Source organism: Rhodococcus sp. PBTS 1, from assembly GCF_001620025.1.
In the GTDB taxonomy this organism is placed as follows: Bacteria; Actinomycetota; Actinomycetes; order Mycobacteriales; family Mycobacteriaceae; genus Rhodococcoides; species Rhodococcoides kroppenstedtii.
This window is the reverse complement of record NZ_CP015219.1, coordinates 2,721,446-2,747,247: the sequence shown is the minus strand read 5'-3', so window position 1 is coordinate 2,747,247 and position 25,802 is coordinate 2,721,446. Positions and strand designations below refer to the sequence as shown.

General features: G+C 69.5%; 28 protein-coding genes, 1 tRNA gene and 1 pseudogene. 17 read left to right on the top strand and 13 right to left on the bottom strand.

Going from position 1 to position 25,802, the window contains the following annotated elements:
* The first annotated feature begins 21 nt into the window (after nt 1-21).
* Genes eno through A3Q40_RS12400 form a run of 4 tightly spaced genes read left to right on the top strand, consistent with a single transcriptional unit; the run spans nt 22 to nt 3,411 of the window.
* Nucleotides 22-1,311: a phosphopyruvate hydratase gene (gene eno, locus A3Q40_RS12415; protein WP_068102594.1), complete on the top strand. Its 1,290-nt coding sequence runs from the start codon at nt 22-24 to the stop codon at nt 1,309-1,311.
* A gap of 5 nt (nt 1,312-1,316) precedes the next feature.
* Nucleotides 1,317-1,895, top strand: a complete 579-nt coding sequence (locus tag A3Q40_RS12410) for an FtsB family cell division protein (protein ID WP_068102592.1) — start codon at nt 1,317-1,319, stop codon at nt 1,893-1,895.
* 50 nt (nt 1,896-1,945) lie between these two features.
* Nucleotides 1,946-2,461, top strand: a complete 516-nt coding sequence (locus tag A3Q40_RS12405) for a DUF501 domain-containing protein (protein ID WP_068102589.1) — start codon at nt 1,946-1,948, stop codon at nt 2,459-2,461.
* Nucleotides 2,458-3,411, top strand: coding sequence for a Ppx/GppA phosphatase family protein (locus A3Q40_RS12400; RefSeq protein ID WP_068102588.1), 954 nt, complete (start codon nt 2,458-2,460; stop codon nt 3,409-3,411). The genes A3Q40_RS12405 and A3Q40_RS12400 overlap by 4 nt, the downstream gene beginning before the upstream one ends.
* A gap of 12 nt (nt 3,412-3,423) precedes the next feature.
* On the opposite strand, the gene A3Q40_RS12395 is transcribed toward A3Q40_RS12400, so the two are convergent.
* The 3 genes from A3Q40_RS12395 to A3Q40_RS20870 form a co-directional block, all read right to left on the bottom strand.
* Complete coding sequence (locus A3Q40_RS12395) at nt 3,424-4,563, bottom strand: hypothetical protein (RefSeq protein WP_069972948.1); 1,140 nt, start codon at nt 4,561-4,563, stop codon at nt 3,424-3,426.
* A gap of 251 nt (nt 4,564-4,814) precedes the next feature.
* Complete coding sequence (locus tag A3Q40_RS12390; RefSeq protein ID WP_068102586.1) at nt 4,815-5,105, bottom strand: transcriptional regulator; 291 nt, start codon at nt 5,103-5,105, stop codon at nt 4,815-4,817.
* Nucleotides 5,102-5,551, bottom strand: coding sequence for a hypothetical protein (locus A3Q40_RS20870; RefSeq protein WP_068102585.1), 450 nt, complete (start codon nt 5,549-5,551; stop codon nt 5,102-5,104). The genes A3Q40_RS12390 and A3Q40_RS20870 overlap by 4 nt, the downstream gene beginning before the upstream one ends.
* Before the next feature lie 112 nt (nt 5,552-5,663).
* Here A3Q40_RS20870 and A3Q40_RS12380 point away from each other — a divergent pair, with 112 nt between their 5' ends.
* Together A3Q40_RS12380 and A3Q40_RS21110 are read left to right on the top strand one after the other, a co-directional pair.
* On the top strand, nt 5,664-6,494 hold the full coding sequence (locus A3Q40_RS12380; RefSeq protein ID WP_068102583.1) for a sulfurtransferase: 831 nt from the start codon (nt 5,664-5,666) through the stop codon (nt 6,492-6,494).
* Between the two features lie 43 nt (nt 6,495-6,537).
* Nucleotides 6,538-6,600, top strand: a pseudogene (locus A3Q40_RS21110) (DUF2510 domain-containing protein); the annotation flags it as partial.
* Here A3Q40_RS21110 and A3Q40_RS20865 read toward each other — a convergent pair.
* Nucleotides 6,582-6,983: a hypothetical protein gene (locus A3Q40_RS20865; RefSeq protein WP_235606291.1), complete on the bottom strand. Its 402-nt coding sequence runs from the start codon at nt 6,981-6,983 to the stop codon at nt 6,582-6,584. The pseudogene A3Q40_RS21110 and the gene A3Q40_RS20865 overlap by 19 nt on opposite strands.
* Here A3Q40_RS20865 and A3Q40_RS20860 point away from each other — a divergent pair.
* Nucleotides 6,982-7,272: an Ltp family lipoprotein gene (locus tag A3Q40_RS20860; RefSeq protein ID WP_235606290.1), complete on the top strand. Its 291-nt coding sequence runs from the start codon at nt 6,982-6,984 to the stop codon at nt 7,270-7,272. The two genes, A3Q40_RS20865 and A3Q40_RS20860, sit on opposite strands and share 2 nt — an antisense overlap.
* 71 nt (nt 7,273-7,343) lie before the next feature.
* Nucleotides 7,344-7,478, top strand: coding sequence for a hypothetical protein (locus A3Q40_RS21015; RefSeq protein WP_256365857.1), 135 nt, complete (start codon nt 7,344-7,346; stop codon nt 7,476-7,478).
* A gap of 57 nt (nt 7,479-7,535) precedes the next feature.
* Here the strand turns inward: A3Q40_RS21015 and A3Q40_RS12370 are convergent, their stop codons facing one another.
* Nucleotides 7,536-8,894, bottom strand: coding sequence for an LLM class flavin-dependent oxidoreductase (locus tag A3Q40_RS12370; RefSeq protein ID WP_068102581.1), 1,359 nt, complete (start codon nt 8,892-8,894; stop codon nt 7,536-7,538).
* An 89-nt stretch (nt 8,895-8,983) separates the two neighbouring features.
* Nucleotides 8,984-10,369 (bottom strand): cytochrome P450, encoded by a 1,386-nt coding sequence (locus A3Q40_RS12365; protein ID WP_068102579.1) that lies wholly within the window; start codon nt 10,367-10,369, stop codon nt 8,984-8,986.
* Between the two features lie 104 nt (nt 10,370-10,473).
* Here A3Q40_RS12365 and A3Q40_RS12360 point away from each other — a divergent pair, with 104 nt between their 5' ends.
* Together A3Q40_RS12360 and A3Q40_RS12355 are read left to right on the top strand one after the other, a co-directional pair.
* Nucleotides 10,474-11,061: a TetR/AcrR family transcriptional regulator gene (locus tag A3Q40_RS12360; protein WP_068102577.1), complete on the top strand. Its 588-nt coding sequence runs from the start codon at nt 10,474-10,476 to the stop codon at nt 11,059-11,061.
* 36 nt (nt 11,062-11,097) lie between these two features.
* Nucleotides 11,098-11,171 (top strand) — tRNA-Leu (locus A3Q40_RS12355).
* A gap of 3 nt (nt 11,172-11,174) precedes the next feature.
* On the opposite strand, the gene A3Q40_RS12350 is transcribed toward A3Q40_RS12355, so the two are convergent.
* Nucleotides 11,175-11,444 (bottom strand): hypothetical protein, encoded by a 270-nt coding sequence (locus tag A3Q40_RS12350; protein WP_068102576.1) that lies wholly within the window; start codon nt 11,442-11,444, stop codon nt 11,175-11,177.
* Nucleotides 11,445-11,615: 171 nt separating this feature from the next.
* Between A3Q40_RS12350 and A3Q40_RS12345 the strand changes: the two genes are divergently transcribed.
* Nucleotides 11,616-12,695, top strand: coding sequence for an alkene reductase (locus A3Q40_RS12345; protein WP_068102574.1), 1,080 nt, complete (start codon nt 11,616-11,618; stop codon nt 12,693-12,695).
* A 4-nt stretch (nt 12,696-12,699) separates the two neighbouring features.
* Here the strand turns inward: A3Q40_RS12345 and A3Q40_RS12340 are convergent, their stop codons facing one another.
* A complete protein-coding gene (locus A3Q40_RS12340; protein ID WP_068102573.1) occupies nt 12,700-13,431 on the bottom strand; it encodes an SGNH/GDSL hydrolase family protein in 732 nt (243 codons plus the stop codon).
* An 81-nt stretch (nt 13,432-13,512) separates the two neighbouring features.
* On the bottom strand, nt 13,513-15,447 hold the full coding sequence (locus A3Q40_RS12335) for an HNH endonuclease signature motif containing protein (protein ID WP_068102571.1): 1,935 nt from the start codon (nt 15,445-15,447) through the stop codon (nt 13,513-13,515).
* Between the two features lie 114 nt (nt 15,448-15,561).
* On the opposite strand from A3Q40_RS12335, the gene A3Q40_RS12330 reads away from it, so the two are divergent.
* Nucleotides 15,562-16,074 (top strand): hypothetical protein, encoded by a 513-nt coding sequence (locus A3Q40_RS12330; protein WP_068102569.1) that lies wholly within the window; start codon nt 15,562-15,564, stop codon nt 16,072-16,074.
* A gap of 46 nt (nt 16,075-16,120) precedes the next feature.
* Here the strand turns inward: A3Q40_RS12330 and A3Q40_RS12325 are convergent, their stop codons facing one another.
* The 4 genes from A3Q40_RS12325 to A3Q40_RS12310 form a co-directional block, all read right to left on the bottom strand.
* Nucleotides 16,121-17,539 carry a PepSY-associated TM helix domain-containing protein gene (locus A3Q40_RS12325; protein ID WP_068102567.1) on the bottom strand — a complete coding sequence of 473 codons (1,419 nt, stop codon included), beginning with the start codon at nt 17,537-17,539 and terminating at the stop codon, nt 16,121-16,123.
* Nucleotides 17,540-17,635: 96 nt separating this feature from the next.
* Complete coding sequence (locus A3Q40_RS12320) at nt 17,636-18,157, bottom strand: hypothetical protein (protein ID WP_157889570.1); 522 nt, start codon at nt 18,155-18,157, stop codon at nt 17,636-17,638.
* 41 nt (nt 18,158-18,198) lie between these two features.
* Complete coding sequence (locus A3Q40_RS12315) at nt 18,199-19,797, bottom strand: SLC13 family permease (RefSeq protein WP_068102564.1); 1,599 nt, start codon at nt 19,795-19,797, stop codon at nt 18,199-18,201.
* A 50-nt stretch (nt 19,798-19,847) separates the two neighbouring features.
* Nucleotides 19,848-21,053 carry a PucR family transcriptional regulator gene (locus tag A3Q40_RS12310; protein WP_069973034.1) on the bottom strand — a complete coding sequence of 402 codons (1,206 nt, stop codon included), beginning with the start codon at nt 21,051-21,053 and terminating at the stop codon, nt 19,848-19,850.
* A 138-nt stretch (nt 21,054-21,191) separates the two neighbouring features.
* Between A3Q40_RS12310 and A3Q40_RS12305 the strand changes: the two genes are divergently transcribed.
* The 5 genes from A3Q40_RS12305 (at nt 21,192) to A3Q40_RS12285 (ending at nt 25,779) form a co-directional block, all read left to right on the top strand.
* The gene (locus tag A3Q40_RS12305; protein WP_068102560.1) at nt 21,192-22,037 is read left to right on the top strand and encodes an SDR family oxidoreductase; all 846 of its coding nucleotides are present in this window, start codon (nt 21,192-21,194) and stop codon (nt 22,035-22,037) included.
* Nucleotides 22,038-22,071: 34 nt separating this feature from the next.
* A complete protein-coding gene (locus A3Q40_RS12300) occupies nt 22,072-22,275 on the top strand; it encodes a zinc-ribbon domain-containing protein (RefSeq protein ID WP_068102558.1) in 204 nt (67 codons plus the stop codon).
* A gap of 20 nt (nt 22,276-22,295) precedes the next feature.
* Entirely contained in the window at nt 22,296-22,934 is a 639-nt protein-coding gene (locus A3Q40_RS12295) for a vitamin K epoxide reductase family protein (protein WP_068102557.1), read from the top strand.
* 4 nt (nt 22,935-22,938) lie between these two features.
* The gene (gene mgtE, locus A3Q40_RS12290; protein ID WP_068102555.1) at nt 22,939-24,285 is read left to right on the top strand and encodes a magnesium transporter; all 1,347 of its coding nucleotides are present in this window, start codon (nt 22,939-22,941) and stop codon (nt 24,283-24,285) included.
* A 156-nt stretch (nt 24,286-24,441) separates the two neighbouring features.
* Nucleotides 24,442-25,779, top strand: a complete 1,338-nt coding sequence (locus A3Q40_RS12285; protein ID WP_068102554.1) for an MFS transporter — start codon at nt 24,442-24,444, stop codon at nt 25,777-25,779.
* Nucleotides 25,780-25,802: the final 23 nt, after the last annotated feature.

The following is a 25,802-nucleotide window of genomic DNA, read 5'->3' as shown; positions in this document are numbered from 1 at the left end:
CGCTTTGCTAGGAGTTCAGTCGTGGCCATCATCGAACAGGTCGGAGCTCGCGAGATTCTCGACTCCCGTGGCAACCCCACGGTCGAGGTCGAGGTCGCGCTCGACGACGGCACGCTCACCCGCGCCGCCGTCCCGTCCGGTGCGTCCACCGGCGAGCACGAGGCCGTCGAGCTGCGTGACGGTGGCGATCGCTACGGCGGCAAGGGTGTGCAGAAGGCCGTGAACGCGGTGCTCGACGACATCGCTCCGGCCGTCATCGGTCTCGACGCCATCGAGCAGCGCGCCGTCGACCAGACTTTGCTCGACCTCGACGGCACCCCCGACAAGTCGCGGCTGGGCGCCAACGCGCTGCTCGGCGTCTCGCTCGCCGTCGCCAAGGGTGCCGCGGAGTCCGCCGGCCTCGAGCTCTTCCGCTACCTCGGCGGACCGAACGCCCACGTCCTGCCGGTGCCGATGATGAACATCATCAACGGTGGCGCGCACGCCGACAGCGGCGTCGACGTCCAGGAGTTCATGATCGCGCCCGTCGGCGCACCCACCTTCAAGGAGTCGCTGCGCTGGGGCGCCGAGGTCTACCACGCCCTGAAGTCCGTGCTGAAGAGCAAGGGACTGTCGACGGGTCTCGGTGACGAGGGCGGCTTCGCGCCCGACCTCGCCGGTACCACGGCCGCGCTCGATCTGATCGCCGAGGCCATCGGCAAGACGGGGCTGACGCTGGGCTCCGACATCGCGCTGGCGCTCGACGTCGCCGCCACCGAGTTCTACACCGCCGGAACGGGATACGCCTTCGAGGGGACCACCCGCTCGTCGGAGGAGATGTCCGCGTTCTACGCCGGGCTGCTCGATCAGTACCCGCTGGTGTCCATCGAGGACCCGCTGGACGAGAACGACTGGGACGGCTGGGTCGCCCTCACCGACAGCATCGGCGAGCGCGTGCAGCTGGTGGGCGACGATCTGTTCGTCACCAATCCCGAGCGCCTCGAGGAGGGCATCGTCAAGGGTGCCGCCAACGCACTGCTGGTGAAGGTCAACCAGATCGGCACCCTCACCGAGACCCTCGATGCCGTCGAGCTCGCGCACCGCAGTGGCTACCGCACGATGATGAGCCACCGCAGCGGCGAGACCGAGGACACCACCATCGCCGACCTCGCGGTCGCCGTGGGCAGCGGGCAGATCAAGACCGGCGCGCCCGCCCGCAGCGAGCGCGTCGCCAAGTACAACCAACTCCTGCGCATCGAGGAAGCGCTCGGCGACGCCGCGCGCTACGCCGGGGACCTGGCGTTCCCGCGTCTCGACTTCGCCAAGGACTGATCGCGGTGACGTCCGACCGGAACGGGAACCGTCCCGCGGCGCGGCCCGAGGGCCGATCGTCGCGGCGCGGGGACCGTCCCGGTCGGTCCACCCGGCGGCGGGGCTCGGGCGCGCGGGGTGTGGCCGGGCTGGTCGACGACGTCCTCACCGACGGCGCGGCCCTGGTCGGCCGACGAGGTCGGCAGGGACGCGCCGAGGGGGGCGGCGAACGCACTTTCCTCGGCTTGTCCACCGGCAAAGCCGTGATTCTCGCCGTGGTGGTGTGCGCGCTGGCGCTGACCCTCGCGTACCCGCTGCGCACCTACGTCTCCCAGCGGTCGGATGCGGCCGACGTCGCCGCCGAGCGGGTCGTGCTCGAGGAACGGGTGCGGGACCTGCAGATTCGCAAGGACCAGAGCGACGACCCCGCGTACATCACCGCCCAGGCGCGCGAGCGGCTCGGCTTCGTGATGCCCGGCGAGACGCCGTACCAGGTGCAGTTGCCCGGCGCGCGAGCACGATCCGACATCGCGAACGATCCGCCTCCGCCTCCCCCCGGCCCCTGGTACAGCGAGTTGTGGTCCACCGCGACCGTGCCGCGCTGACAGTGCCGACCGGCGCTCATGCCCGTTCGATCGAAGGAAGTTCTCTCGTCATGACCGACGTGTCCCCCGAGGATCTGGCGGTGGTCGCGCAGCAACTGGGCCGTGAGCCTCGTGGTGTGCTCGCGGTGGCCTATCGCACCCCGGACGGTCGGCCGGCCGTCGTGAAGACGGCGCCGACGCTGCCGGACGGCACGCCGTTCCCCACGCTCTACTACCTGACGGACCCGCGGCTCACCGCCGAAGCGTCCCGTCAGGAGTCCGCCGGTGTCATGCGAGAGATGACCGAGCGTCTCGGCACCGACGCCGATCTCGCGGCGCACTATCGCCGCGCCCACGAGTCGTACCTCGCCGAGCGCGACGAGATCGGTTCTCTCGGAACCACCTTCACCGGCGGCGGTATGCCGGACCGTGTCAAGTGCCTGCACGTGCTCATGGCCCACTCACTGGCCAAGGGGCCGGGGGTGAACCCTCTGGGTGACGAGTCGGTGGCTCTGGCCGCGGAGGGTCCGCTGCGCGGGACCGCGCTGCCGGCGGAGTGGCCCACGATCGAGGACCTCCGCTCGTGAGGGTCGCGGCGATCGACTGCGGCACCAATTCGATCCGACTGTTGGTGGCCGACGTCGAGGCCGGCGCCACCGGGCTGCGTGACCTGGCGCGCGAGATGCGCGTCGTGCGGCTCGGGCAGGGAGTCGACGCCACGGGTGCCTTCGTCCCCGAGGCGATCGAGCGCACGCGCGTGGCGTTGGCGGAGTACGTCGACATCATCGGCGGGCTCGGTGGGGTCGACGCGGTGCGGATGGTGGCGACGTCCGCTACCCGCGATGCTGCGAACCGAGACCTGTTCTTCGACATGACCTCTCGGCTGTTGAAACCTGTGGCCGCCGGCGCCGTCGCCGAAGTGGTGACGGGCGACGAGGAAGCGCGATTGTCGTTCGCGGGCGCGGTCGGCGATCTCGATTCGGCCGACGGCCCGTTCCTGGTGGTCGATCTCGGCGGGGGATCCACTGAGCTCGTTCTCGGCGACGCGTCCGGTGTGAGCGCGGCCCACTCGGCCGACATCGGATGCGTGCGGTTGACCGAGCGGTGCCTCGCGTCCGACCCGCCCACTGCGGCCGAGATCGGTGCGGCGCGGGAGTTCGTCGCCGAGCGTCTGGCGCCGGCGTTCCAGGCGGTACCGGTCGCGCAGGCGCGGACCTGGGTGGGCGTGGCCGGCACCATGACGACCATCGCGGCGGTCGCGCAGGATCTGCCGTCCTACGACCCGGACCGTATTCACCTGTCGCGCATCGGGTTCGGAGAGCTGCACGAGGTGTGCGACCGGCTGGTGGGCATGACGCGGGAGCAGCGTGCGGCCATCGGGTCGATGCATCCGGGCCGGGTCGACGTGATCGGTGGTGGGTCGCTGGTGACCGCCGCGCTGGCCGACCACATCGGTGCCGAGTCGGGGATCGACTCGTTGGTGGTCAGCGAGCACGACATTCTCGACGGGATCGCCCTGGAACTGGCGGTGCGGTAGACGGGCAAGCCGTCAGGTCGACGGAGGTCCGTCTGCGAGCGGTTCACCGTGTGCGGTGCCGTACCGCGCCCAGTGGAAAGCGTTCCGGCACCAGTGTCCGAGGATCCCGCTGATGATCTGACGGACGAAACGGGCCGTCACCAGCGCATTGCGGATGCGCCCGCGATGCAGTGCGAAGGACAGTGCATGCGCGATCTCGGAGTCGCCCGCTCCGCGCGCTTGAAGATCCTCGAGATTCTCGCCGGCGTAGATCCGTCCACCGTCGCCACCGGCTGTGAGGTACATGCGCCGCACTTCCCGTGGGTCGATGCGATGCGGAAGGGTGCTGCATCTGTCGAGGGCCGACAGAATGTCGAGCCCGATCATCGTTCGCAGGCATTTCTCGCACCGACCGCAGTTGTAGTCGGTGGACAGATTCCACCAGCACACTCGCAGATGGGCCATGGCCGGGGCGGACTCGGCCAGCAATTCCAACTTCCGAAGCCGCCGGTCGGTGCCGTCGTGCACGATGTCGACGTCCGAACTCGACCACAGAGGGTCGAGTTCGGGGTGGGTGCCGTAGGGAATGAGTCGGCTGTCGTCCTTTGATGCCGGGATGTAGACGCGATGAACGTGCGGTGCGAGGACGAGCGCGATGTGCGCCAGAAACGCTCCGTGCGCTCGATGCTGCCAATTCGGACCGAATTTGTGATGCAGCTTCCTGATATTGGTGCGGACCAGGATCAACTCTTTGTCAAGATCTCTTGCGGCGATGGCGGTTCGACGCACCGTCTCGTCCCACAACTCGGTGTTGTCGAGGCTGATGTCGAGTCCGTGCACCAGCACGACATGGGTGATCTCGTCGAGGTTGCGGAGGGTCGAATAGAACGAATCGACGCCGCCGGAGAAAAAGCAGGCGACGCCGCGGTGTTCGGGCGTGGGTACGCCGGCCCTCCGGCGAACGCCGACGTGGCGTCCGCCGTGGGCATCGGGATACCACGTGGTCAGCAGGTCGAGCGCGCGACCCGCCCCGTCCAACGCGTCACCGTCCACCTCGGTGTCGGCGGGCCAGTGCGTGTCGATGTCGTGGTCGGACATCGTGACCGTCAGAGTCGGAAGCCAGGGGGTGGCGGTGGTGTCGACGGGTACGTTGCTCTCGGTCCAGACGTCCACCGATCGCGATCCCAGGTCGACCGTTACCTCGGTCCGGCGAGACGTGGCGCGGAAATCGCGAACCGTAAGGGGGCCAGTTGTGTTGCTGATGTGCTTGCGCGCCACGTGATCCTCGACGAAGTGTGTGATGGCTCCGAGAAACGAAAGCCGGGGTACCGACCGACGAGTACGGTAACAGAGACCGCGGGTCGCCCACGGCGCATCTCTGGGTGGGTACGCGAACGGTGCCCTGTCGGCGATGGACGATCGGGTCAGCTTCCCACGATGCGTCGGAGTTCGGCCACGTGTGCGTCGTACGCAGCTCTGCCCTCCGGTGTCATCGCGGCGCTGGTGCGGACACGGGAGTTGCTGGTGGCCTTGCGAATCCGGATGTGGCCGGCGTCCTCGAGCGTCTTGAGGTGCTTGCTCAGCACGGATTCGCTGACGTCCAGGTGACCGCGCAGGGTGGCGAACTCCATCGAGGTCACCGGCGCGAGCAGGGCGCAGATCCGGAGCCGGAGCGGCGCGTGGATGACGGGATCGAATGCGGGGGTGACCGTCACGCCGACTCCCGCAGTTCCTGCTCGTAGGCCGCGTCCCAGCGGTAGCCGAGCCAGGTCATGGTCGGCACGGCGATCACGGCGAGGACCAGGCTTGCGCCGTGCAAGTGCAGGAACCATTCCGCCACCAGGGACGCCGCGAACCCGCCGCCACCGATCGCGCCGGCCGTGGCCGAGTACACGCGTGCGGGGCGCTGGTCGAGACCGTTGATCCACATGCCCTTGGCGCGCTTGTACCAGGTGACCAGACCCCACAGGATCAGGAAGAACGCCACGTAGACCACGGCGACCACCCAGAGGCTGTCCCAGAACGGAGAGGCGATCAGAACGCCGGCCGCCAGCGCGAGGATCAGGTGGTAGCCGCGCGGCGACGCCGCATCCTCGGCCAGCTTGTCGCGTTGGGCCTGCACTGCGGCGAGGGCGTCGGCGGGGGAGAAGTCGTCGCTCATCGTGCCTCCTCGGTCTGGAACAGTGTCTTTCCGATACGGAAAGTGAACCACCGACTTTCCGTCTTGGCAAGCGGCCGGGCGCGGACGCCTGGCGCGTCCTAGGCTCGGGGCCATGACCGACATCCTCGTGAGCGTGTCCGAGCTGGCGTCGTCGATCGATCGGAACCCACCCGTCCTGCTCGACGTCCGGTGGGCTCTGGGGCGCACCGACGGCCACGAGCGCTACCGCGACAATCACATCCCCACCGCGATCTACGTCGACCTACCCACCGAACTTTCGGGCGCCGGCGTCGCAACGGACGGACGGCATCCCCTCCCCGACATCACCGAGCTGCAGGCGTCGGCGCGGCGGTGGGGGATCGGCGCGGACACACCCGTCGTGGTCTACGACGCGACCGGCAACCAGGCCGCGGCCCGCGCCTGGTGGCTGCTGCGGTGGGCGGGGCACGACGACGTGCGGATGCTGGACGGCGGACTGACCGCCTGGCAGGACGCGGGCCTGCCAATCCGGTCCGGCGACGAGACCTCGCGTGCGACGGGTGACGTGGTGCTCCGGCCGGGGGCGATGCCGACGCTGACGGCCGACGACGCAGCCGATTTTCCCGGCGTGCTGCTCGACGCGCGGGCGGGGGAGCGGTACCGCGGTGAGGTCGAGCCGATGGACCCGAGGGCGGGTCACATCCCCGGGGCCGTGAGCGCCCCGACCGCGAACAACGTGGGCGCGGACGGACGGTTCCGCTCCCCGGCGGAGCTGCGAGAACGATTCGCCGACATCGGAATTCGAGCCGGGGACACCGTCGGGGTCTACTGCGGGTCGGGGGTCACGGCCGCGCACGAGGTGGCCGCGCTCGCCCTCGCCGGGATCGACGCCGCCCTCTTCCCCGGATCCTGGTCGGCGTGGTCGTCGGACCCGGACCGCCCGGTGGCCACGGGTCCGGAGTGAGCCCGACGGTAACGTTTGGTTCGTTATCGGGTGTGAATCCGGCATGACACCGCCACCGGGCTGGCACCCGGATCCCGAAGGTTCGCCCTATCTCCGATGGTGGGACGGGCAGCAGTGGACCGCCGCTCTGCACGCGGCCGACCAGGGGAGCACCTTCCCACCGCCGGTTGCTGCGCGGCGGCGCCAGAAGTGGCCGTGGATCGCGGGCGGTGTTGCGGCGGCGGCGTTGGTGGCCGTCGCGATCGGTGCCGCCGTGGGCGGACCGGCGGACACCGATGTCACGGCGGCCGCCTCGGCGACCACGTCGCGTTCGGCGGTCACGACGACCTCGTCGAGCGTGCCCACTACGACGACCACACCGCCCCTGAGTCCGGTGACGACGGAACCGGTTCGCCCCGTCGTGCCGGTGACGACCGTCCCGGTGACGACGGCGCCCCCTCGCTCGACGGCCCCCGCGGCAGCACCGACCGCCGCGCCGTCGTCGGGCATGACTGCCGCGCAGCGTAATGCCGTCCGGTCGGCCGAGAACTACCTGTCCTTCACCGCCTTCTCACGGTCGGGTCTCATCGACCAACTCGAGTACGAGGACTTCTCGACTGCCGACGCGACGTTCGCCGTCGACTACCTCTCGCCGGATTACGACGAACAGGCGGCGAAGTCGGCCGAGAACTATCTGGAATTCACGTCGTTCTCCCGGCAGGGCCTCATCGATCAGCTGATGTACGAGGGTTTCACCTTGTCGCAAGCCACCTACGGGGCGGATCGGGCAGGTCTCTGACGGCCGTGGCGGTTCGTCCTACCGGTCCGCGGGCATGACAGTGCAGTACCCCATCGCACCAGGAGGCTCCGATGACCATGCCCAGTGACGCTGCCGACGCCGTTCCGTCGAGCGGGAGCAACGACGGCCCGCGGGACTCGTCGCACGAGGAGGAGCGCGGCGCCGTCGTCGACGAGCAGAACGTGCCGCACCCCGACGCCGACTGACCGCGTGGTCGTGGAATCCGAGCCCTGCGATCCGGGGCTCGGAGTCCACGATTCGTCCTAGGCCGGAGCCGCCACCGCCCGGGGCGTGGGGGTGAGGCTCGCGGCGGGAAGGCCGAGGTGCTCGCGCAGGGTCGTTCCGGTGTACTCGGTGCGGAACAAACCGCGCCGCCGCAGCTCCGGCACCACCTGATCGACGAAGTCGTCGAACGTGCCCGGCGCCTGCGTGGCCGACAGGATGTAGCCGTCCGCCTCGCCGCCGTGGAAGCCCTCCTCGATCAGATCGGCGATGTCGGAGGCGGTGCCGACGAACTGCGGCAGCAGCACCCCCTGCGCGTAGAGCTTGCCGACGTCCCGCAGGGTCAACGAGTCCCGATCGCTCAGGCGACGCGCGAGGTCGAACAGCCCCTGACTGCCGGGCACGGTGACGTCGGTGACCGGGGCGTCGAGGTCGTACTGCGAGAAGTCGTGATCGGTGTGGACCGAGAGGGTGATCAGTCCGGAGATGGGATCGGCCAACTCGTTGTGAAAGGCCTGCTTCTCTCGGGCGATCGACTCGGTCTCGCCGACGAACGGAACGAACGACGGGAAGATCTTCAGGTGGTCGGGGTTCCGGCCGAGGTTCGACGCGCGGGACTTCACGTCGTCGTAGTACGCCCGTCGTCCCTCGGGGGTCGGGTCGATCTCGAAGATCGCATCCGCCCATCGCGCCGCGAAATCCCGCCCGGTCGAGGATGATCCGGCTTGGAAGATCACCGGCCGGCTCTGCGGGGAATGCGGCACCGTCAGCGGGCCGCGGCTCCTGTAGAACCGCCCGTCGTGATCGACGGTGCGCACCTTGCTCGGGTCGGCGAAGACCCCGGTGCCCTTGTCCTGCACCAGCGCGTCACGGTCCCAGCTGCCCCACAGGTCGTAGGCGAGCTCGAGGAACTCGTGCGCGCGGTCGTACCGCTGATCGTGCGGCAGATGGTCGAGCTGCCCGAAGTTCTGTGCTTCGGCCTGATTCAGGGACGTCACCACGTTCCATCCCGCCCGACCTCGCGACAGGTGGTCGAGCGTCGCGAAGATGCGGGCGACCTCGTAGGGATGGAAGTAGGTGGTGGACGTGGTGATCGCGAGTCCGATGCGCTCGGTCACCGACGCGAGTGTGGCCGCCACCAACGACGGGTCGATGGTCGCCGACGCTTGCGTGCCGCTGCGGAGCGGAACCGCGATGTCGTCGCCGTAGCGGACGGGCGTCGCCAACAGATCGGCGAAGAAGAGGAAGTCGAAGGTGCCGCGCTCGAGCGTGCGGGCGACGCGGGTGTAGTAGTCCGGGCTCAGATAGTCGGTTTCCGACGCCGGGTGGCGCCACGCGGCGTGGGAATGCGTGACGTGGGAGGCGATGAGGAAGCCGGCGAGGTGCAATTCGCGGGACACGGGTTCTCCTGACGGGAGGGGACGGGCTCCCGTGCAGACTTCTCGACGGCGGTCGACGTGTCAGCGGTTCTACTCGCCGTGAGTTCCATTCACCGCCTGCGGGGCGAGATCGACAGCTCGAAGCCCTTGGGCATCAGCGTCAGGCGCTCCTCGATGCGGAGTCGGTAGTCCGGATCGGGCCGCACGTCCACGTTCTGGAGGACCGTGCCGAGCGCGATCATCGCCTCGTGCACCGCGAACTGTCGGCCTATGCAGGCGCGCTCACCCGTGCCGAACGGCTTGTACGCCTGCGCCGGCCGAGCGCGTACGGCCGCGGAGAGGAAGCGGTCCGGGTCGAACTCCTCGGTGTTCTCCCCGAACACGGGGTCACGGTGCAGGCCGGGGATGAGGATCATCGCCCAGTCGCCCTTCTTCATGCGGTAGCCGTCGCCGATGACGGTGTCCGTCAACGCCTGCCGCGCGTATCCGGGTGCGGTCGGCCACAGTCGCAGGGCCTCGTCCAGGATGCGTCGGACCAGGCGGGCCTTGGCCACCTGCTCGAACGCGGGCGGCCCGTCGCCCCAGACCTCGTCGATCTCGGCGCGCGCCTGCGCCCACAGTTCCGGGTCGCGGGACAGGTAGTACAGCGCGAACGACAATGCGCCGGAGGTCGTTTCGTGGCCTGCAATGAGAAATGTCAGAATTTGGTGACGAATGTTGACCTCGTCGAGCGCATTGGGGTCCGCGTCCCGAGCGGCGGTGAGCATGATGTCGAGCAGGTCGTTCTCCTGGCCCACGCCGTGATCGCGTCGGGTGCGCACGATGTCGTCGATGACACCGGCAAGGAAGGCCTTGTCCTCCTCGTTGCGACGGTCGCGGTTCCGGAACCACAGGTCGGTGAGGATGGGCACGCGGATGACCTCGCGCCGCTGATTGTGCGTGAGCGTCCGCACCATGGCGCCGACGAACGGGTGCGGTTCGGACCGGGTGAAGGCGTCGAAGGAGTAGCTGAAGGCGGTGCGGCCGATGGTCTCGAGCGTCAGTTTGGTCATGTCCGCAGACACGTCGACTCGGTCGCGAGTGCGCCAGTACGACAACAGATCCCGGGTCACTTCGACCATGGTGTCGTGGTACGTGCGCATGGCCGCCTGGGTGAAGGCGGGCCGGAGCAGGTCGTGCGCCTTGCGCCAGTTCGGTTCGTCGGAGTACGCGGTGAACAGCCCGTCGCCGCTGATGGAACGCAGGCCCTCGACCGCCGGACCGAGATGCTTGGTGAAGCGGGTGTCGTCGTTGAGGTCCGTCACCAGATCGACTCCGCTGACCACGACGAACCGGTTGCCCATCACGACCCGCTCGAAGATCGGCCCGAGTTCCTGCGCGAGACGGACCGCGTCCTGCACCGGGGTGGTGACGTTCATGCCGATGACGTCGCCGAGCACCGGGAGACGGCGGGGCGGGTGGGGGAGCGAGACGTCGGGAGCGAGGGTGGTGACCACGGCGCGGGCCCTTTCTCGAGGCTTGTTGAAGGCCGGTTCAACACCGGACGCTACTCGGGAGGCCACGACTGTCAAGGGGTCCGCCGAGTAGGGTCGGCGGCACCATGACCAGTCCGCGTAAGCGTCTGACGCCGACCGAGCGGCGGACACAGCTGCTGGCCGTCGGAACCCGGTTGTTCGCGACGCGGCCGTACGACGACGTCGGCATCGACGAGGTCGCGGACCTCGCCGGGGTGTCGCAAGGCCTGATGTACCACTACTTCTCGTCGAAACGGGACTTCTTCGCCGAGATCATCCGCCTGGAATCGGCGCGGATGCTCGAGACCACCGCACCCGACACGTCGCTGCCCGTGGCTCGGCAGGTGGGCGACGGTCTGCGGGCCTACATCCACCACGTCGACACCCACGAACACGGCGTTCGCGCGGTCAACCGTGGCGCCCTGTCGGCGGACGAGGACATCCAATCGATCATGGCCGACGATCTTCGCGTGCAGCAGGAACGCATCCTCGACGCGCTCGGTCCCGATGCGCGGGACGATCCCGCTGTCGCCCTGGCGGTGCGCGGCTGGATTGCGTTCGTGCGCGCCACGTGCATCGACTGGGTCGACGAGCGGGCCGTCGACGCCGAGACCGTGTACGACATCTGCATGCGCGCCTTCGACGGGCTGCTGGGAGTCGGTCGCTCGACCTGAGCCGCCCTCCGGCCGCTAGGGTGGGTGCGCGCGACGGCCCCCATGGCCCAATTGGCAGAGGCAGAGGACTTAAAATCCTTGTGTTGTCGGTTCGAGTCCGACTGGGGGCACGGTCAGGGCGCCACGATGCAGACGGGGCCGATGGGGGTTGCGGGATTCACGGTCACGGTGGCGGTGGGTCCGCCGGCCGACGTCTCGTACGCCATCAGGCTGTGCCCGCCGGTTCGCATCGGGGTCCACAGAGAGACCTTGTGCCCGAGAATCACCGGTGAGGACCAGTAGCCGTCGAACTGCCAGACGAATTTCTCGAGGGGCATCACGGAGCCCTCGCTGGACGGGCCGATGTCGACGCGCGGACCGGTGAGGTCACGGGTGCGGTCCACGGGCCACGTAGGTGCGGCCCCTCCCCGTGCGAAGTCGTCGAACCGATGCTCAGTAAGTCGCGAGACGTGACCCCCGTCTCGTCCGGGAATGGCCTTGCGTGGCGGCGGGGTTGGCCTGACTCGGTGCGCCTTGCGCACCTTTGATCCGTCGTCGAGGAAAAGGGCCAACCAATGTCGCTGTTCTCCACCGTCACCCTCGGGGACCTCGCCCTGCGCAACCGCCTGGTCATGGCGCCGCTGACGCGGGTGCGGTCCGGTCCCGAGGGCATCCCCGGTCCACTGGTGGCCGAGCACTACCGCCAGCGCGCCAGCCTCGGGCTGATCGTCAGCGAGGGCACGTACCCGAGCCACGCCGGTCAGGGCTTCCCCGGCCAGCCCGGCTTGGTGACGGACGAGCAGCTCGCCGGCTGGAAGGCCGTGACGGACGCGGTGCACGCCGAGGGTGGACTCATCGTCGCGCAGGTGATGCACGCCGGACGAGTGACGCACGAGGCGACGACCGGCGGCCACGAGGTGGTCGGGCCCAGCGCCATCGCGATCGAGGGCGAGACCCGGACGTACGACGGCAAGAAGCCGTACCCCGTTCCGCACGCGCTGACCACCGATGAGCTCCCGTCCGTGATCGAGGAGTTCGTGCGGGGCTCGCGCAACGCGATCGCCGCCGGGTTCGACGGTGTCGAGATTCATTCCGCCAACGGCTACCTGCTGCACGAGTTCCTCTCACCCGCGTCCAACCAGCGTGACGACGCCTACGGCGGCTCTCCCGAGAACCGCGCGCGATTCGTGGCCGAGGTCGTGGAGGCGGTCGTCGACGCGATCGGCGCCGGCCGCGTCGGCATTCGCATTTCGCCCGAACACAACATTCAGGACGCGCTCGAGACCGATCCCGCGGACGTGCGCGCTACCTACCGTGCGTTGGTCGACCGGATCGCACCCCTGGGCCTGTCGTACCTCAGTGTGCTGCACAAGGATCCGGCGGGCGAGCTCGTCCAGGACCTGCGTACTGCGTTCGGCGGCCCGTTCCTGGTCAACAGCGGCTTCGGAGAGATCACGACTCGCGACGAGGCGCTGGCCATCGTCGACGACAACGTCGGCGACGCCGTGGTGGTCGGTCGGCCCGCGATCGCCAATCCCGATCTGGTCCACCGCTGGAAGGAAGACCTGCCGCTGAACACGCCGGATCAGAGCACGTTCTACAGTTCCGGCGCCGAGGGGTACACGGACTACCCGTTCGCCTCCGCCGCCCGGTAGTTCCTCACCGGTCGAGGCCGAACAGCGCCGAGAAATCGGCGACGAACCGGTCCGCGACGTAGGCGTAGCCCGCCGTGGTCAGGTGGGTCCCGTCGCCCGCCGTGTAGTCCGCAGCCGTGTCCGCCGTCATCCATTGCTCCGCAACGGGGTTGATGTCGGGCACGCCTGCGGACTCGGCGGCGTCGGCGATGGCCGTGCTGAGCGGCACCGCCCGGTCCGTGAGGCCGAACGGGACGGACGAGGAGAAGACCACCACCTCGATTCCCGGCCACTGGCGCCGGGCCTGCTCGATGGACGATGCCACCGCGTCACCGACGACGTCGGGCGAGCTCTGGTAGTCGTTCGCGCCACCCTGCAAGACGAGGACGTTCGGCACGAAGTCGTCGTTCTGCGCAGCGCGGGCCAGACGCTCGCCGTACGTGTTCGGCCCGCCCGCGCCGTTCGTCCATCCCGTGCCACCGGCCGCGTCGATGCGTGTCTGCCATCCCAGTTCCGCCAGGCGGTCGGTGGCCAACCGCGCCCAGTTGTCGGCAGCGGGATCCTCCGCCCCGATGCCTTCGGCGTACGAGTCGCCGACGACGAGAAGCCGGGGTTCGGCGGGCACGGCGAGCGTGCTGTCGTCGTTCGACCCGAGTCCACCCGAGACCGCCACAACGGTGATCACCCCTGCCGCGATCAGCACGGCGACGATGCCGATCGCCACGAGCCACGTCCGTCGAATTCGCCCCCCGGTCATGTCGTCGATCGTAGAGACCCCGGGCGGAGTGGCGCGCGAGGTCTCTCGCACGTCGGCGTTCCCCGCGCGACCGGTGCTTACTCAAAACGGGGGTGGTGCATCGTCGGGTTCGGGTGGTCGGACTCCTCTCAGGTTGTTGCGCAGGCGGTTTCGGTTGCGTTCCTGCCGGCGGCGGGCGTGTTTCTGCTCGGTGCGTGGGGCGGGGCGGGTGGGTTCGGTGCCGGGTGGCATCGGCCCGGTCGCGGGTGGGTCGCCAAAGACGATCATGTCCAGGCCCGGGTGGGTGTCGAACCCGGTGTGCGCCGGGCCGAGGACGGTGCGGCCTTCGGGGATGGTGACCGTGCGGATGATCCGGCCCGGGTGGTCGGGGTCGTCGTATTGGTCGTCGACGACGTCGCCGAACGTTTTCAGCAGGTGGTGGAACCGGCATTTCGCGCCGAGCCCGGTCGCCGAGGTCTGCCCGCCCCGCTCGGGGTGGGCATGGTCGTATTCGGTGATGTGGTCGAGGTCGCCGTCCCAGGCGGGTGTGCTGCAGCCGGGCCAGGTGCAGTACCGGTCTCGGGCGCGAATGTAGGTGTCCAACGCGGTCGAAGGTCGGCACGGATCCGCCGGCTGGGTCGCCGGCAGTGGAGTGTCCGTGCCGTCGCCGAGCGGGCGGATCAGGGTGTCGGGGTCGGCGGCGAGGTCGCGGACATGGGCTCCGGAGATGATGCCGAGCCCGGCGACGAATCCGACACCGTCGACCAGCTCGGGCTCGACGTCCGCCGGTGCCTCGTCAACCGGAAGATCCTCGACCGCCGCTGTCTCCTCGACCGCCGCTGTCTCCTCGACCGCAACCTCGTCGATCGAGACCGCCGTGGCCACAACGGCATCGGCGATAGCCTCCTCCACCGGAGCCTCGTCGGCTGCGATCACGTCGACGACAGCTTCGTCGGTCGTGACCTGGTTGGTCGTAGCAGCGGCGACCGCCGCATCCTCATCCGTCGCAGCCGCGTCGACGGCCGCCGGTTCTGCCGCAACTGCGGTCGGGTTGCCGTCGCGAGTCTGTGGGTGCGCAGCCGACTGTGCCGCGGCTTCGGCGGTGGTGGTCGCGGCGGCGGTGGTGTTCGCGGCGACGGGGCCGGTGAGGGTGGTGGTGTCGGTGACGACGTGGATCACGATTCGTGCCGCGTTCGCCGCCACCTCGTCCGCATCGACGACCTGGAAGGCGCACTCGGGGCGGGCGCAGTCGCAGCCGAACGGGGCGTGCTTGACCAACGCGAACAGCGCGTCCGATGCCCGCGCTGTTTTGGTGCGACTGTCGGGCTTGCACACCTGCGAGGCCAGTCTCTCGACGACGCGGGCGACGATGGCGGCGCGTTCGGCGGACATCGTCGCCCCCACCGTTCCCATCCCGTCGAGACCGGCCTCGGTGAAGAAGCACCGCCCCTTGAGCGCTTCCTCCCGCCGTTCCCGGACGGCATCGGGATCACGGCGGTAGACCATCTGGTCGCACAGGTCCCGCACCCGCGCCTTGGACCACGACCCCGGCTTCCGCAGTGCGGCGGCGATGTCGGCGTCCACCAACGCCTGGTACGGGCGGCCGTGGATGAGTTCGGTGCGGGAGACGATGGTGCGAATGAAAGTCGGGGAGACCACTCCGTCGCGCAGGCACTCGAACACCCGCGGCAGCCGGTCCCGCAGGGCGACGGCGTTGTCGAGGAGTCGTTCGGCGACGTATTGCGAGACCGACAGGGCGGTGGCGATGCGGGCGGCGCACTGGGCGTACGCATCGACCGCCCGCTCGTCGTAGTCTTCCTCCGGCACCACCAGTTCGGTGTGGAGGGCCGCGGCGTGCCGGTAGCGGCGCCACTCCAGATACCCCGCCCCCGCGGCGAGGTCGGCCAGGGCGTCGAGGTGCCCGACCACCGGCAAGTCGAACGACACCGGCAGACCCAACGCGGCGTGATCACGCTCAGGCCACGGCACACTGCACACCTGCGCCGCGCCCACCGCGCCGACCCCCCGATCGCTCATGTGTTCGATTGTATCGAGACCCTCCGACACCCGCCACGACATGAGCCGGAGATCGGGACAACGCCGGACATTTGCATCGGAGGGCCACGCGGCACGCTGTGATAGACCTCCATCATGGACACGAGCCAGGGCCGGTGGTCTCGACGAGCGCTGTGGCTCTCGGTCGTGGTACTCGCCGCGACGGCGTTGTGGGCCGTCTCGACCGCGGACGGCCCGGTGGCCTTGCGCGTCGACGGGTCCGGCGCGGTGACGAGGGTCGGTTCCGTCTGGACGTTGGTGGGTGTGCTCGGTGGCGGCGGCGGTGCGCTGGCGGCGACTTTCCTTTCCGCGCATCGGTTTCTGCCGCGTGTCCCGGCGCGACTGATCAACCTCCCGTCGGCCGAGGCGCACGCCTTCTGGACGGCGCCGGAGAACAGGACGGAGCTGCACCGATTGCTGGCCGAGGACCTCGAATGGATCGGCACGGCCACCGTGGTGCTGCTCTCCTGGCTCATGGCGGTCTGTGTCACGACGGAGAAGTCCGTGGCGCTGTGGGCGCTCGTCGTTCCCGTGGTGGCGTACACGATCGCGGTCCTCGGGTACTCCGTTCAGCTGATGCGCGGAGGCCGGTACCGTCCGCGTTCCTGAGCCGAGACGGGCTCGCACGGTGAATCACCGTGCGAGCCCGCTGGTCTCAGGCGCGTCGCAGACGGCCCGTCACGACGTCCACCGCGAGGAAGGCCAGCAGCGACAGGCCCAGGAGCGGCACGAACCACCCGATCGCCACGGTGACCACGACCAGTCCGATCAGAGCGCCCGGCGACAGACGGCGGAGCGTGCCCCGCTGTGGCGGACGTCCCACCGGCGCACCCCCGGATCGAGAGGGCCTGCGCTGAAACCACATTCGGTATCCGCCCACGATCACGGCCACCAGCACCACGGCCAGCGCCAGCAGCGCGAGCTGGCTGACGAGCCCGAACAGCACCCCCATGTGCAGGCTGATGCCCCACGTGGTCAGCTTGGCGGCCAGTGGCCAGTCGACGAACCGTTGCACGTCGACCACCCGGTCGGAGGTACCGTCGATCGCGATCGAATCGGTGGAGAAGACCCACGGATCTCGGAGCTGCGACACCTGGAACGCCGTGTCGCTCGACGCGGGGATGGACGCCTCGACGGGGCCGGTGATGCCGTTCGCCCGCGCGACGGCGAGAACGCCGTCGATCTGCCGGACGTCGACCGGCACGGTCGGCGTCGCCACGTCCGACGTCCCGTGCCCGACGTGGCCCGCGTGCTCGTCGTCGGAATGCCCGGCGTGACCGGTGAGGTCGGTGTCGACGGTCGGCGTGGTCCAGCTCAGCGCACTGCGGACGTCGCCGATGTTCGCCCCCGCGTAGGCCGACCACGTCAGACCGGTGGCCGAGAGGAAGACCAGCCCGACGACGATCCAGGCGCCCCCGGCTCCGTGCAGGTTCACGGTGCGGCGCCGACCGCGGGTGGTGCGATCGACGGTGAACAACCGCGCGCCGGACCGGGACTGCTGACGCCGGTAGCGCTCCACCCACAGGAACAGCCCGCCGAGCGCGACGACGCCGAGCCAGGACGCGGCGAGTTCGCTGTACAGACGACCGGCCTCGCCGAGGTGGAGGGTGCGGTGCAACTCGCTGAGCCAGGTGCGCAGGGGGAGTGAGCCGGACGAGCCGTAGACCGTCGACTCGCCGACGGCGGTGGCGGTGGCGGGGTCGACGAACACGGCAGTGCGCTTCGACTCGCCGAGACTCGGGTCGGTGAACATCACGCGGGTGGTGTCACCGGCCTCGGTGGCCGGGCGGACGGCGGCGACGGTGAGGTCGGGCCGCTCGGCCTGCGCGGCGAGGACCTGATCGGAGATCGGGAGCGCAGGGCCGGTGGTGTCGGTGTGCAGCAGGTCGCGATAGACGACGCTCTCGAGGGTCGGCGCGATCGCGTAGAGGCCGCCGGTCACGGCGGCGACGAGGATGAACGGGGCGACGAAGACGCCGGCGTAGAAGTGCAGGCGGAGGATCAGCGGCCGCCAGCGGCGTGCGGGTGGGGGAGCGAGATCGGCTGTCGGCTCGATCTTCTCGGGTGTGGACATGGGTACGACTCGATTCCGTCGGGCGTGGCCGGGAGAACGTCCGGACCACGAGAGGTCACCCGAGCGCCGGTGGCGTCGGGTGCAGGGGGAAGGTGACTAGCGGAATCGAGCGGGTGGGCCGCGAGTGCCTCGGCCCGAGAGATCGACCAGGCGGCTGGGCGAGCTCCGGCGCGCAACGGGCAGAGGTGGTCGGATGGTGTCGGTGTCGACCGGAACCACGACGAGGACGGCAGGCAGGATGCGGCGCATCGCGCGGGCCGCCCGAATGAGGCCGACCTCGGCGCCGCGGACGGCGACGACGCAGACTCCGACGGCGACCGCGTGGGCGACGGCCATGCGCGGATCGAGCAGCGGCCCGTGCAGATGACCGTCGACGGTGACGAGGGTCAAGTGTCCGAGCACCTGCGCCGCGACGAGGGCTGCGACCAGTCGGCCGGTGCCGAGCCGCGTCGTCGAGGCGATCCACCCCACTCCGAGGCACACCGCGAGCAGGGCGACGGCCGCGGACTGCGAGGGGGCCGACGCTCCACCGAGATCATGTGCCGCAGCGGTGACGAGAACGGACGAGACGGCGACGACGACGCCGCGCAGGCGCATGCTGCCTCCCGTCGTCGTCACGCGGCGACCTTACCGGCCCATGGTGCGCGGGACGCGGCGGGTCACGCGCCGAGCGTCCAGGCGAACAGCGTGTACGAGAAGGCGGTGATGAGCCCGATCGCGATGACGTTCAGCCACAGTCCGCCCCGCATCATCTGGCCGATCGTGACGTATCCGCTGGCGTAGGAGACGGCGTTCGGCGGTGTGGCGACCGGCAGCATGAACGCACACGTGGCCGCAAGTGCCACCGGCACCGTGAGGACGAGCGGGTCGAGACCCATGCCGAGTGCGACGCCGCCCGCGAGAGGGAGGAACGTCGCGGCCGTGGCGGTGTTGCTGGTGATCTCGGTCAGGAAGATCGTGGCGGCTGTCGCGACCACCACCAGGGCGATGACGGGAATGGTGTCCAGGCCTGCGGCGACACTGCCGATCCAGTCCGTCAGGCCGCTGCGCTGGAATTGCGTGGAGAGTGCGAGTCCGCCGCCGAAGAGCAGCAGGACGCCCCAGGGAAGTTTGACGGCGGTCTCCCAATCCAGCAGTCGGACGCCCGGAGCCGACCCGCCGGGCAGGAGAAAGAGCAGGGCGGCGGCGATCAACGCGATGCCCGCGTCGGACACCGGTGGCTCGTCGAAGACCAGCGGCACCGCGACCCAGGACCCCGCGGCGGCGGCGAACACGGCGGCGACCCGCTTCTCGGCCGTCGCCATCGGACCGAGCTTCCCGAGTTCGTCGGCGATGAGTTCCCGACCGCCGGGGATGTCGTCGATCTCCGGACGGAACAGGACGTGCGTGAGGAGGAACCACGCGATGACGAGGAGGATCACGGCGAGCGGTACCCCGGCGATCATCCAGTCCAGGAATCCGATGTCGATGCCCTCACCCTGGAGATACCCGACGAGGAGGGTGTTCGGCGGGGTCCCGATGATGGTGCCCAACGACCCGATCGACGCCGCGTAGGCGATGCCCAGCATGAGGGCCGTTCCGAAGTTGCTCTTCACGACGGCCTCGGTGACGGAATCGGCGGACGACGTCCGGGGCTCGCCCGACGCGTCCTCGGCGTCTGAGCCGACACCGGCCTCGGCCCCGATGTCGAGGACGAGCACGAGGACCGACACGCCGATGGGAATCATCATCACCGCGGTCGCGGTGTTCGACACCCACATCGACAGGAACCCGGTGGCGATCATGAAGCCTGCGACGACCATCGTGGGCTTGGTGCCCATGGCGTGCACCGTGCGTAACGCGATGCGCCGGTGCAGATTCCACCGCTGCATCGCGAGTGCGACGAGGAACCCGCCCATGAAGAGGAAGATGATGTTGTTGCCGTAGGACGCGCCCACGTCGTCGACCGCGACGTCGCTGTCGAGGACCGGGAACACGATGAGGGGGAGCAGCGCGGTGGCGGGAATCGGGATCGCTTCCGTCATCCACCACACGCCCATCAGGACGGCCGTGGCGGCGGTCAGCCGCGCCGAGTGATCGAGATCCGACGGCATGACCGCGTATACGAGGACGGCCAGTGCGAGGCCGACTCCGAGTCCGACCCACTGGCGCGTGCGGCGTCCGGCAGGCAGGGCCTCGGCCTTCTCGCCGTCGGATCGGGTGTCGCCCTCGCCTTCGGTGCCGGAACTGTCCGATCGGTCGGCCTCGACGTTCGTCATGGCTCCTCCTCGTGCTGGCGGTGCCGTCAGACTATCGGCCGGATTGTCTCCTATGTCCGTTTCGGTGGCGCGCCGTCCCGCACGAGCAGGGCGAGTTCCACGGCCAGGCGGCTCGGGCCGCCGACGGGACGCCCGAGGAGGCTCTCCGCACGCTGCACGCGGTAGCGCACCGTGTTGCGATGCACGCCCAGTTCGCGAGCAGCGGCGTCCAGGCTGCGGTCGTGGCGCAGGTAGGCGGACAGGGTCCGGCGCACGCGGAGGGCAACGGGATCGTCGCCGTCGATACCGGCCAGGTGGCGCGCGGCGAACTCGTCGGCCGCGCGTCGGTGACCGCGCAGGAGATAGGTGATCTCGACGTCGCGATACCGCACGGTGGGGTTCGCGCCCGTCGTCTCCGACACCGACTGCGCGGCGACCGCGTCGAGGTGGCTGCGCCGGAAGCCGTCGGTGCCGGCACCCGGCTCGCCGACGGCGAGACGGACGGACCCGGGTGACGACGGCGCGTCGAGTACCTCGGGCGACCGACCGGACGCCCACCCCCACAGGGCTCGTGACCCGGCCGGCGTCGTGAGCAGCCCGCCCGCGTCGGGAGGAACGATCCGGCGGGCGACAGCGTCGAGATCGACCGGCTCCGTGCCCTCCGTCCACAGCACGAACGCGACATGCTCGGTCCCGATGGGGTGACTCAGACGCCGGGAGGCGACCTCCGCGTCGTCGAGCTCGCCGGAGAGCAGATCCCGGACCGTCTCGACCCGGCGGGCGACGTCACCGCGCAGGTCCCGTTCACGTTGCTCGGCGTAGGTGTCGGTGAGGATCTCGAGGGAGACGTTGATCCATCGGCTCGCGCGCTCGAGCAGGCGAATCTGAATGCCGGGCACCAGGTTCGGATCCTGGACGCGCTCGGCCGCGACCTCGGCGACGTGGCGCACCAGCACCGTCTGGCCCGCGCGGTAGATCTGCATCAGCACTTTCAGGGGGAGGCCGCGGCGAGCGACGGTCCGGGCCAGCTCGTGCGCCGCGGGCGGCGGCGTCACCTCGTCGGAGTCGCTCACGATCCACCCCAGCAACGCCCGCGCCTGGGCGACGTTGCTGGCGTGCAGATCGCGGCGCAGTTCCCGATCGACCGTGAGGGCGGCGACGTCGGCCGCGATCGCGGCGTCGAACCGGGCCACGACGGCGGCCACGGCGTCGTCGGCGAGGGTCTCGGTGACCAGGATGTGGACCCACCGGTCGGCGTCGTCGAGCTCGGGCGTCATGTTGTCCTCCCAGTACAACAACAGGGGCCGGTGTTGACCGACGAGGCCAAGAACGGTCGGGTCCTGTTGTGCCACGATGCTAGAACATGGCGCAGGTCACAGGCGTGCGCCGCCGTCCGATCCGAGGAGTGCGTGCCCATGACCACCGACCTGACGGGGCGAGTCGTCGCCATCACCGGCGGTGCCCGCGGCATCGGGCACGCCACCGCGGCCGCGTTCCTCGCGCGGGGAGCCCGGGTGGCGATCGGCGACATCGACGACGTCGCGGTGAAGGAGGGTGCGACGGCGCTGGAGTCGACCACCGACGCCACCCGCGTCCATCACGACACTCTCGACGTCACCGATCCGGAGTCGTTCGACCGCTTCCTCGATGGGGTCGAGGCAACCTTCGGGCCTCTCGACGTGCTGGTGAACAACGCCGGCATCATGCCGGTCGGGCGGGTGGTCGACGAGCCCGACGCCGTGACCCGTCGTGTGCTCGACATCAACGTGCTCGGCGTGATCACCGGCTCGAAACTGGCTGCGCGACGGATGCTTCCGCGCGGACGCGGGCACATCGTCAACATCGCCTCCGCGGCCGGTGAGACCTATTCGCCGGGTCTCGCGACCTACTGCGCCAGCAAGTTCGCGGTGGTCGGCTTCACCGATGCCGCCCGCCTCGAGCACCGGGGAACCGGAGTGGAGTTCTCGCTGGTGATGCCGTCGTTCGTGAACACCGAACTCACCGCTGGCACCTCGGGGGCGCGAGGTTTTCGCAACGCCGAGCCCGAGGAGATCGCCCGCGCCGTCGTGTCCCTCGTCGACAGGCCGCGTTCCCGCGTGCGGGTGACCCGACTGTTCGGGGCGGCCGTGGTGAGTCAGAAGTTCCTTCCGCGACCGCTCGCCGAGGCGATGTCCCGTGCACTCGGCGCCGACGACGTCTTCCTCGGCGCCGTCGACCAGGGGGCGCGGCGCGCCTACGAGGAGCGAGCCCGTCACAGCTGAGGTCGGTGTCCGTGGTGACGCCTACGCTGGCGGAATGCTCTTCTTCTTCGGCTACGGCAGCAAGCGCCGACAGCTCGGCGCCGGCGGCGTCCACACCTGTCCGCGCTGCCACAACACCAGCCAGTGGGCGCGCATGCGCCAGTACAACCAGCTGACGGTGTTCTTCGTGCCCGTTCTGCGGTGGAAGCGGGTCACGGTCGAGCAGTGCGGGATCTGCGGACAGACCGCGGCAGCGTAGGGCCTCCTACGATGGGTGCCATGACCACCGCCACGCCGCCGGAGGCGTCGACCGACGCCGGAACCCGCCCGGACGCAGGAACCGCGACGCCGTTCCCTCGTGCGCTGCCGTGGCTGATGATCGTGGCGGGCGTCGTCGGGCTCGTCGCGTCGTTCGTCCTGACGGTGGAGAAGTTCGCCCTCGCGGCCGACGCCACCTATGTGCCGTCGTGCAGCATCGATGCCGTCGTGAACTGCGGGTCGGTGATGGGTTCGGCGCAGTCCGCGGTGTTCGGCTTCCCCAATTCGCTGCTCGGCATCATCGGGTTCACCGCTGTGCTCGCCAGCGGGGCGGCATTGCTGTCCGGCGCTCGATTCGGCCGCTGGTACTGGGCGGGGCTGCAGGTGGGGCTCACCGCGGCCGTCGTCTTCGTGCACTGGCTGCTGTTCCAGAGCCTGTACGTCATCGGCGCGCTGTGCCCGTACTGCATGGCCGTGTGGGTGTCGACGGTGGCCGTCTTCTGGTTCGTCACGCTGCGCACGCTGCACCACGGAGTGCTGTCCCGACCGGTGTCGGCGCGTGCGCTCACCGCGCCCGTGAACGCCGTCGTGCCTCCGGTGGCCTGGCTCGTCGCTGTCGGCGCGCTCGTGGTCTACCGCTTCGGCGCGTTCTGGGCCTGACCGGGTGACCGATTCCCTGGACGAGCGGATCACCCGCTCGCGCACCCTGCTGAGCGATCACGACCTCGCCGGCCTGGCGGATCTGCTGTCCGATCTGCGCGAGCACGAGGTGACGCGCCTGCTGGAACGTCTCGACGCCGACGATCGCGCGGTGCTGTTCCGGCTCATCGAGAAGGACACCGCCCTCGGCGTTTTCGAGAGCCTCGACCCGCCTCTGCGCGGCGAACTCGTCGACGCGCTGCGCGACGACCACGTGGTGGCCCTGTTCGAGGACCTCGACCCGGACGACCGTGTGGAACTGCTCGACGAGCTTCCCGCGTCGGTCGCCCGCCGGTTGCTGTCCGGGCTCTCCGACGGGGAGCGCACGTTGACCGCGCCCATGCTCGGCTACCCCCGCGGCTCGGTCGGCCGGCGCATGAGCCCGGAGTACGTCCGGCTACGGCCCGACACGACGGCCGCCGAGGCGCTCGCTGCGGTGCGTCGCGACGGCCGGGACGCGGCGACCGTCCACGTGCTCCCGGTCGCCGACGACACGCTGGTGTGCACCGGGTCCGTCACGCTCGGCGACGTCGCGACGGCCGAGCCCGGTGTTCGCGTCGGCGATTTCGTCGCCGACGCGCCGACCGTCACGGCCACCACCGACGCGGAGGTCGCGGCTCGGCTGTGCCTGGAGTACCGCACAGCCGCCGTCGTCGTCACCGATTCCGAACGTCGCGTGCTCGGGGTGCTGACGGTCGACACCGCCGCCCGGATTCTCGAGGACGCCGAGGACGAGGATGCGGCCCGCGCAGGTGGCTCCGAACCGCTGCGCCGGCCCTACCTGTCCACACCGGTGGGAACGCTGGTGCGCTCGCGCGTGGTCTGGCTGCTCGTCCTCGCCGTGTCGGCGGTGCTCACCGTGCAGGTGCTCGAGATCTTCGAGGACACGTTGTCCGCGGTGGTGACGCTCGCCCTGTTCATTCCGCTGCTCACGGGCACGGGCGGCAACACCGGGTCGCAGGCCGCCACCACCGTCACCCGCGCGCTCGCGGTCGGCGACGTCCGCACCCGCGACCTCGGTCGGGTCCTGTTCCGGGAAGTGCGGGTCGGCGCGTCCATGGGCGCCCTGCTGGGCGCCCTGGGATTCGTGGTCGCCGGGCTGGTCTACGACTGGCATCTGGGCCTGGTCATCGGCGCGACGCTGCTGGCGGTGTGCACCATCGCCGCCGCCGTCGGCGGTGTGATGCCGCTGTGCGCCAAGGCAATCGGGGTGGATCCGGCGGTGTTCTCGACACCGTTCATCTCGACCTTCTGCGACGCCACCGGTTTGATCGTGTATTTCACCATCGCCTCGGCGATCCTGGACATCTGAGCTACCCCGGCGGAGTGCATGTACCGGGCACCGGCGGAATGCAAAGTGTCTGTAAAGAACCCCGAACGGACCGCGGAGCATGACCGGGATCACACCTAGGGTTCGGTGTCGAGGTCGCCCGCCCGGGAGGCCTTCTCGGACCGAAAGGCACCCACCATGAGCGCACCGGCGCGTTCCGCAGGGTCTCCGAACCCGGCACCGTCCACCCGACGCGCGGTGTTCAACACCGTGCGCGGCTCGCTCGGCAATCTGGTCGAGTGGTACGACGTCTACGTCTACACCGTGTTCGCCTCGTACCTGCAGTCGAGCTTCTTCGCCGACGGCGAGCCCAACGCCGGCATCTACACCATGGCGATCTTCGCGGTCACCTTCGTGATGCGCCCCATCGGATCCTGGTTCTTCGGCCGCTTCGCCGACCGCCACGGCCGTCGGCCCGCGCTGGTGTTCTCCATCTCGGTCATGGCCGGCGCCTCGCTGCTCATCGCGCTCACCCCGACCGCGGAGAGCATCGGCTCCCTTGCGGTGGTGATCCTGGTTCTGTGCCGACTGCTGCAGGGCTTCGCCACCGGCGGTGAGTACGGCACGTCCGCGACGTACATGTCCGAGGCCGCGACTCCGGGCCTGCGCGGATTCTTCTCCTCCTTCCAGTACGTGACCCTCGTCGGCGGCCACGTGCTCGCCCAGGTCACCCTGCTGGTGCAGCAGGCGTTCCTCACCGACGAGCAGATCCGCGAGTTCGGCTGGCGCATCGCGTTTCTCATCGGTGCCGTCGGCGCCGTGGTGGTGCTCTACCTCCGCCGTGCGATGGACGAGTCGCTGCAGACCGACACCGAGGACAAGCGCCGCGGCTCCATGACCGAGCTGTTCACCGCGTACCCCAAGCAGCTGCTGGTGTGCTTCCTGGTGACCCTCGGCGGCACCGTCGCTTTCTACACCTACAGCGTCAACGGCCCGCTGATCGTCAAGAGCACCTATGCCGACCGCGGCATGACCGCCACGTGGATCAACCTCGCCGCGCTGGTGCTGCTCATGCTGATCCAGCCCCTCGGCGGTCTGCTCAGCGACAAGATCGGCCGCAAGCCGCTCCTGGTCGGGTTCGGCGTCGCCGGTGTCCTGTGGTCCTGGACCTTCCTGAACCTGCTCCCGAAGGTGGAGACGCCGATGGTGTCGTTCCTCCTGCTGGCCGGCACGTACGTCATTCTCACCGGCTACACCTCGATCAACGCCATCGTGAAGGCCGAGCTGTTCCCCGCGCACATCCGCGCTCTGGGGCTGGGCCTCGGATACGCGCTGGCCAACTCCATGTTCGGCGGCACGGCTCCGGTGATCTACGAGACGGCCAAGGAGAACGACGCGCTCGACGCCTTCGGTATCTACGTCACCGTCGCCATCGGCATCTCGCTCCTGGTCTACGTCTTCGTGCTGAAGAACCGGCAGCAGACCTACCTCGACCGGGAACAGCTCGCGCGTCGCGACGAGGTCACGGTGCGCTAGGTTCGACACCTGGAGGTGAGCCC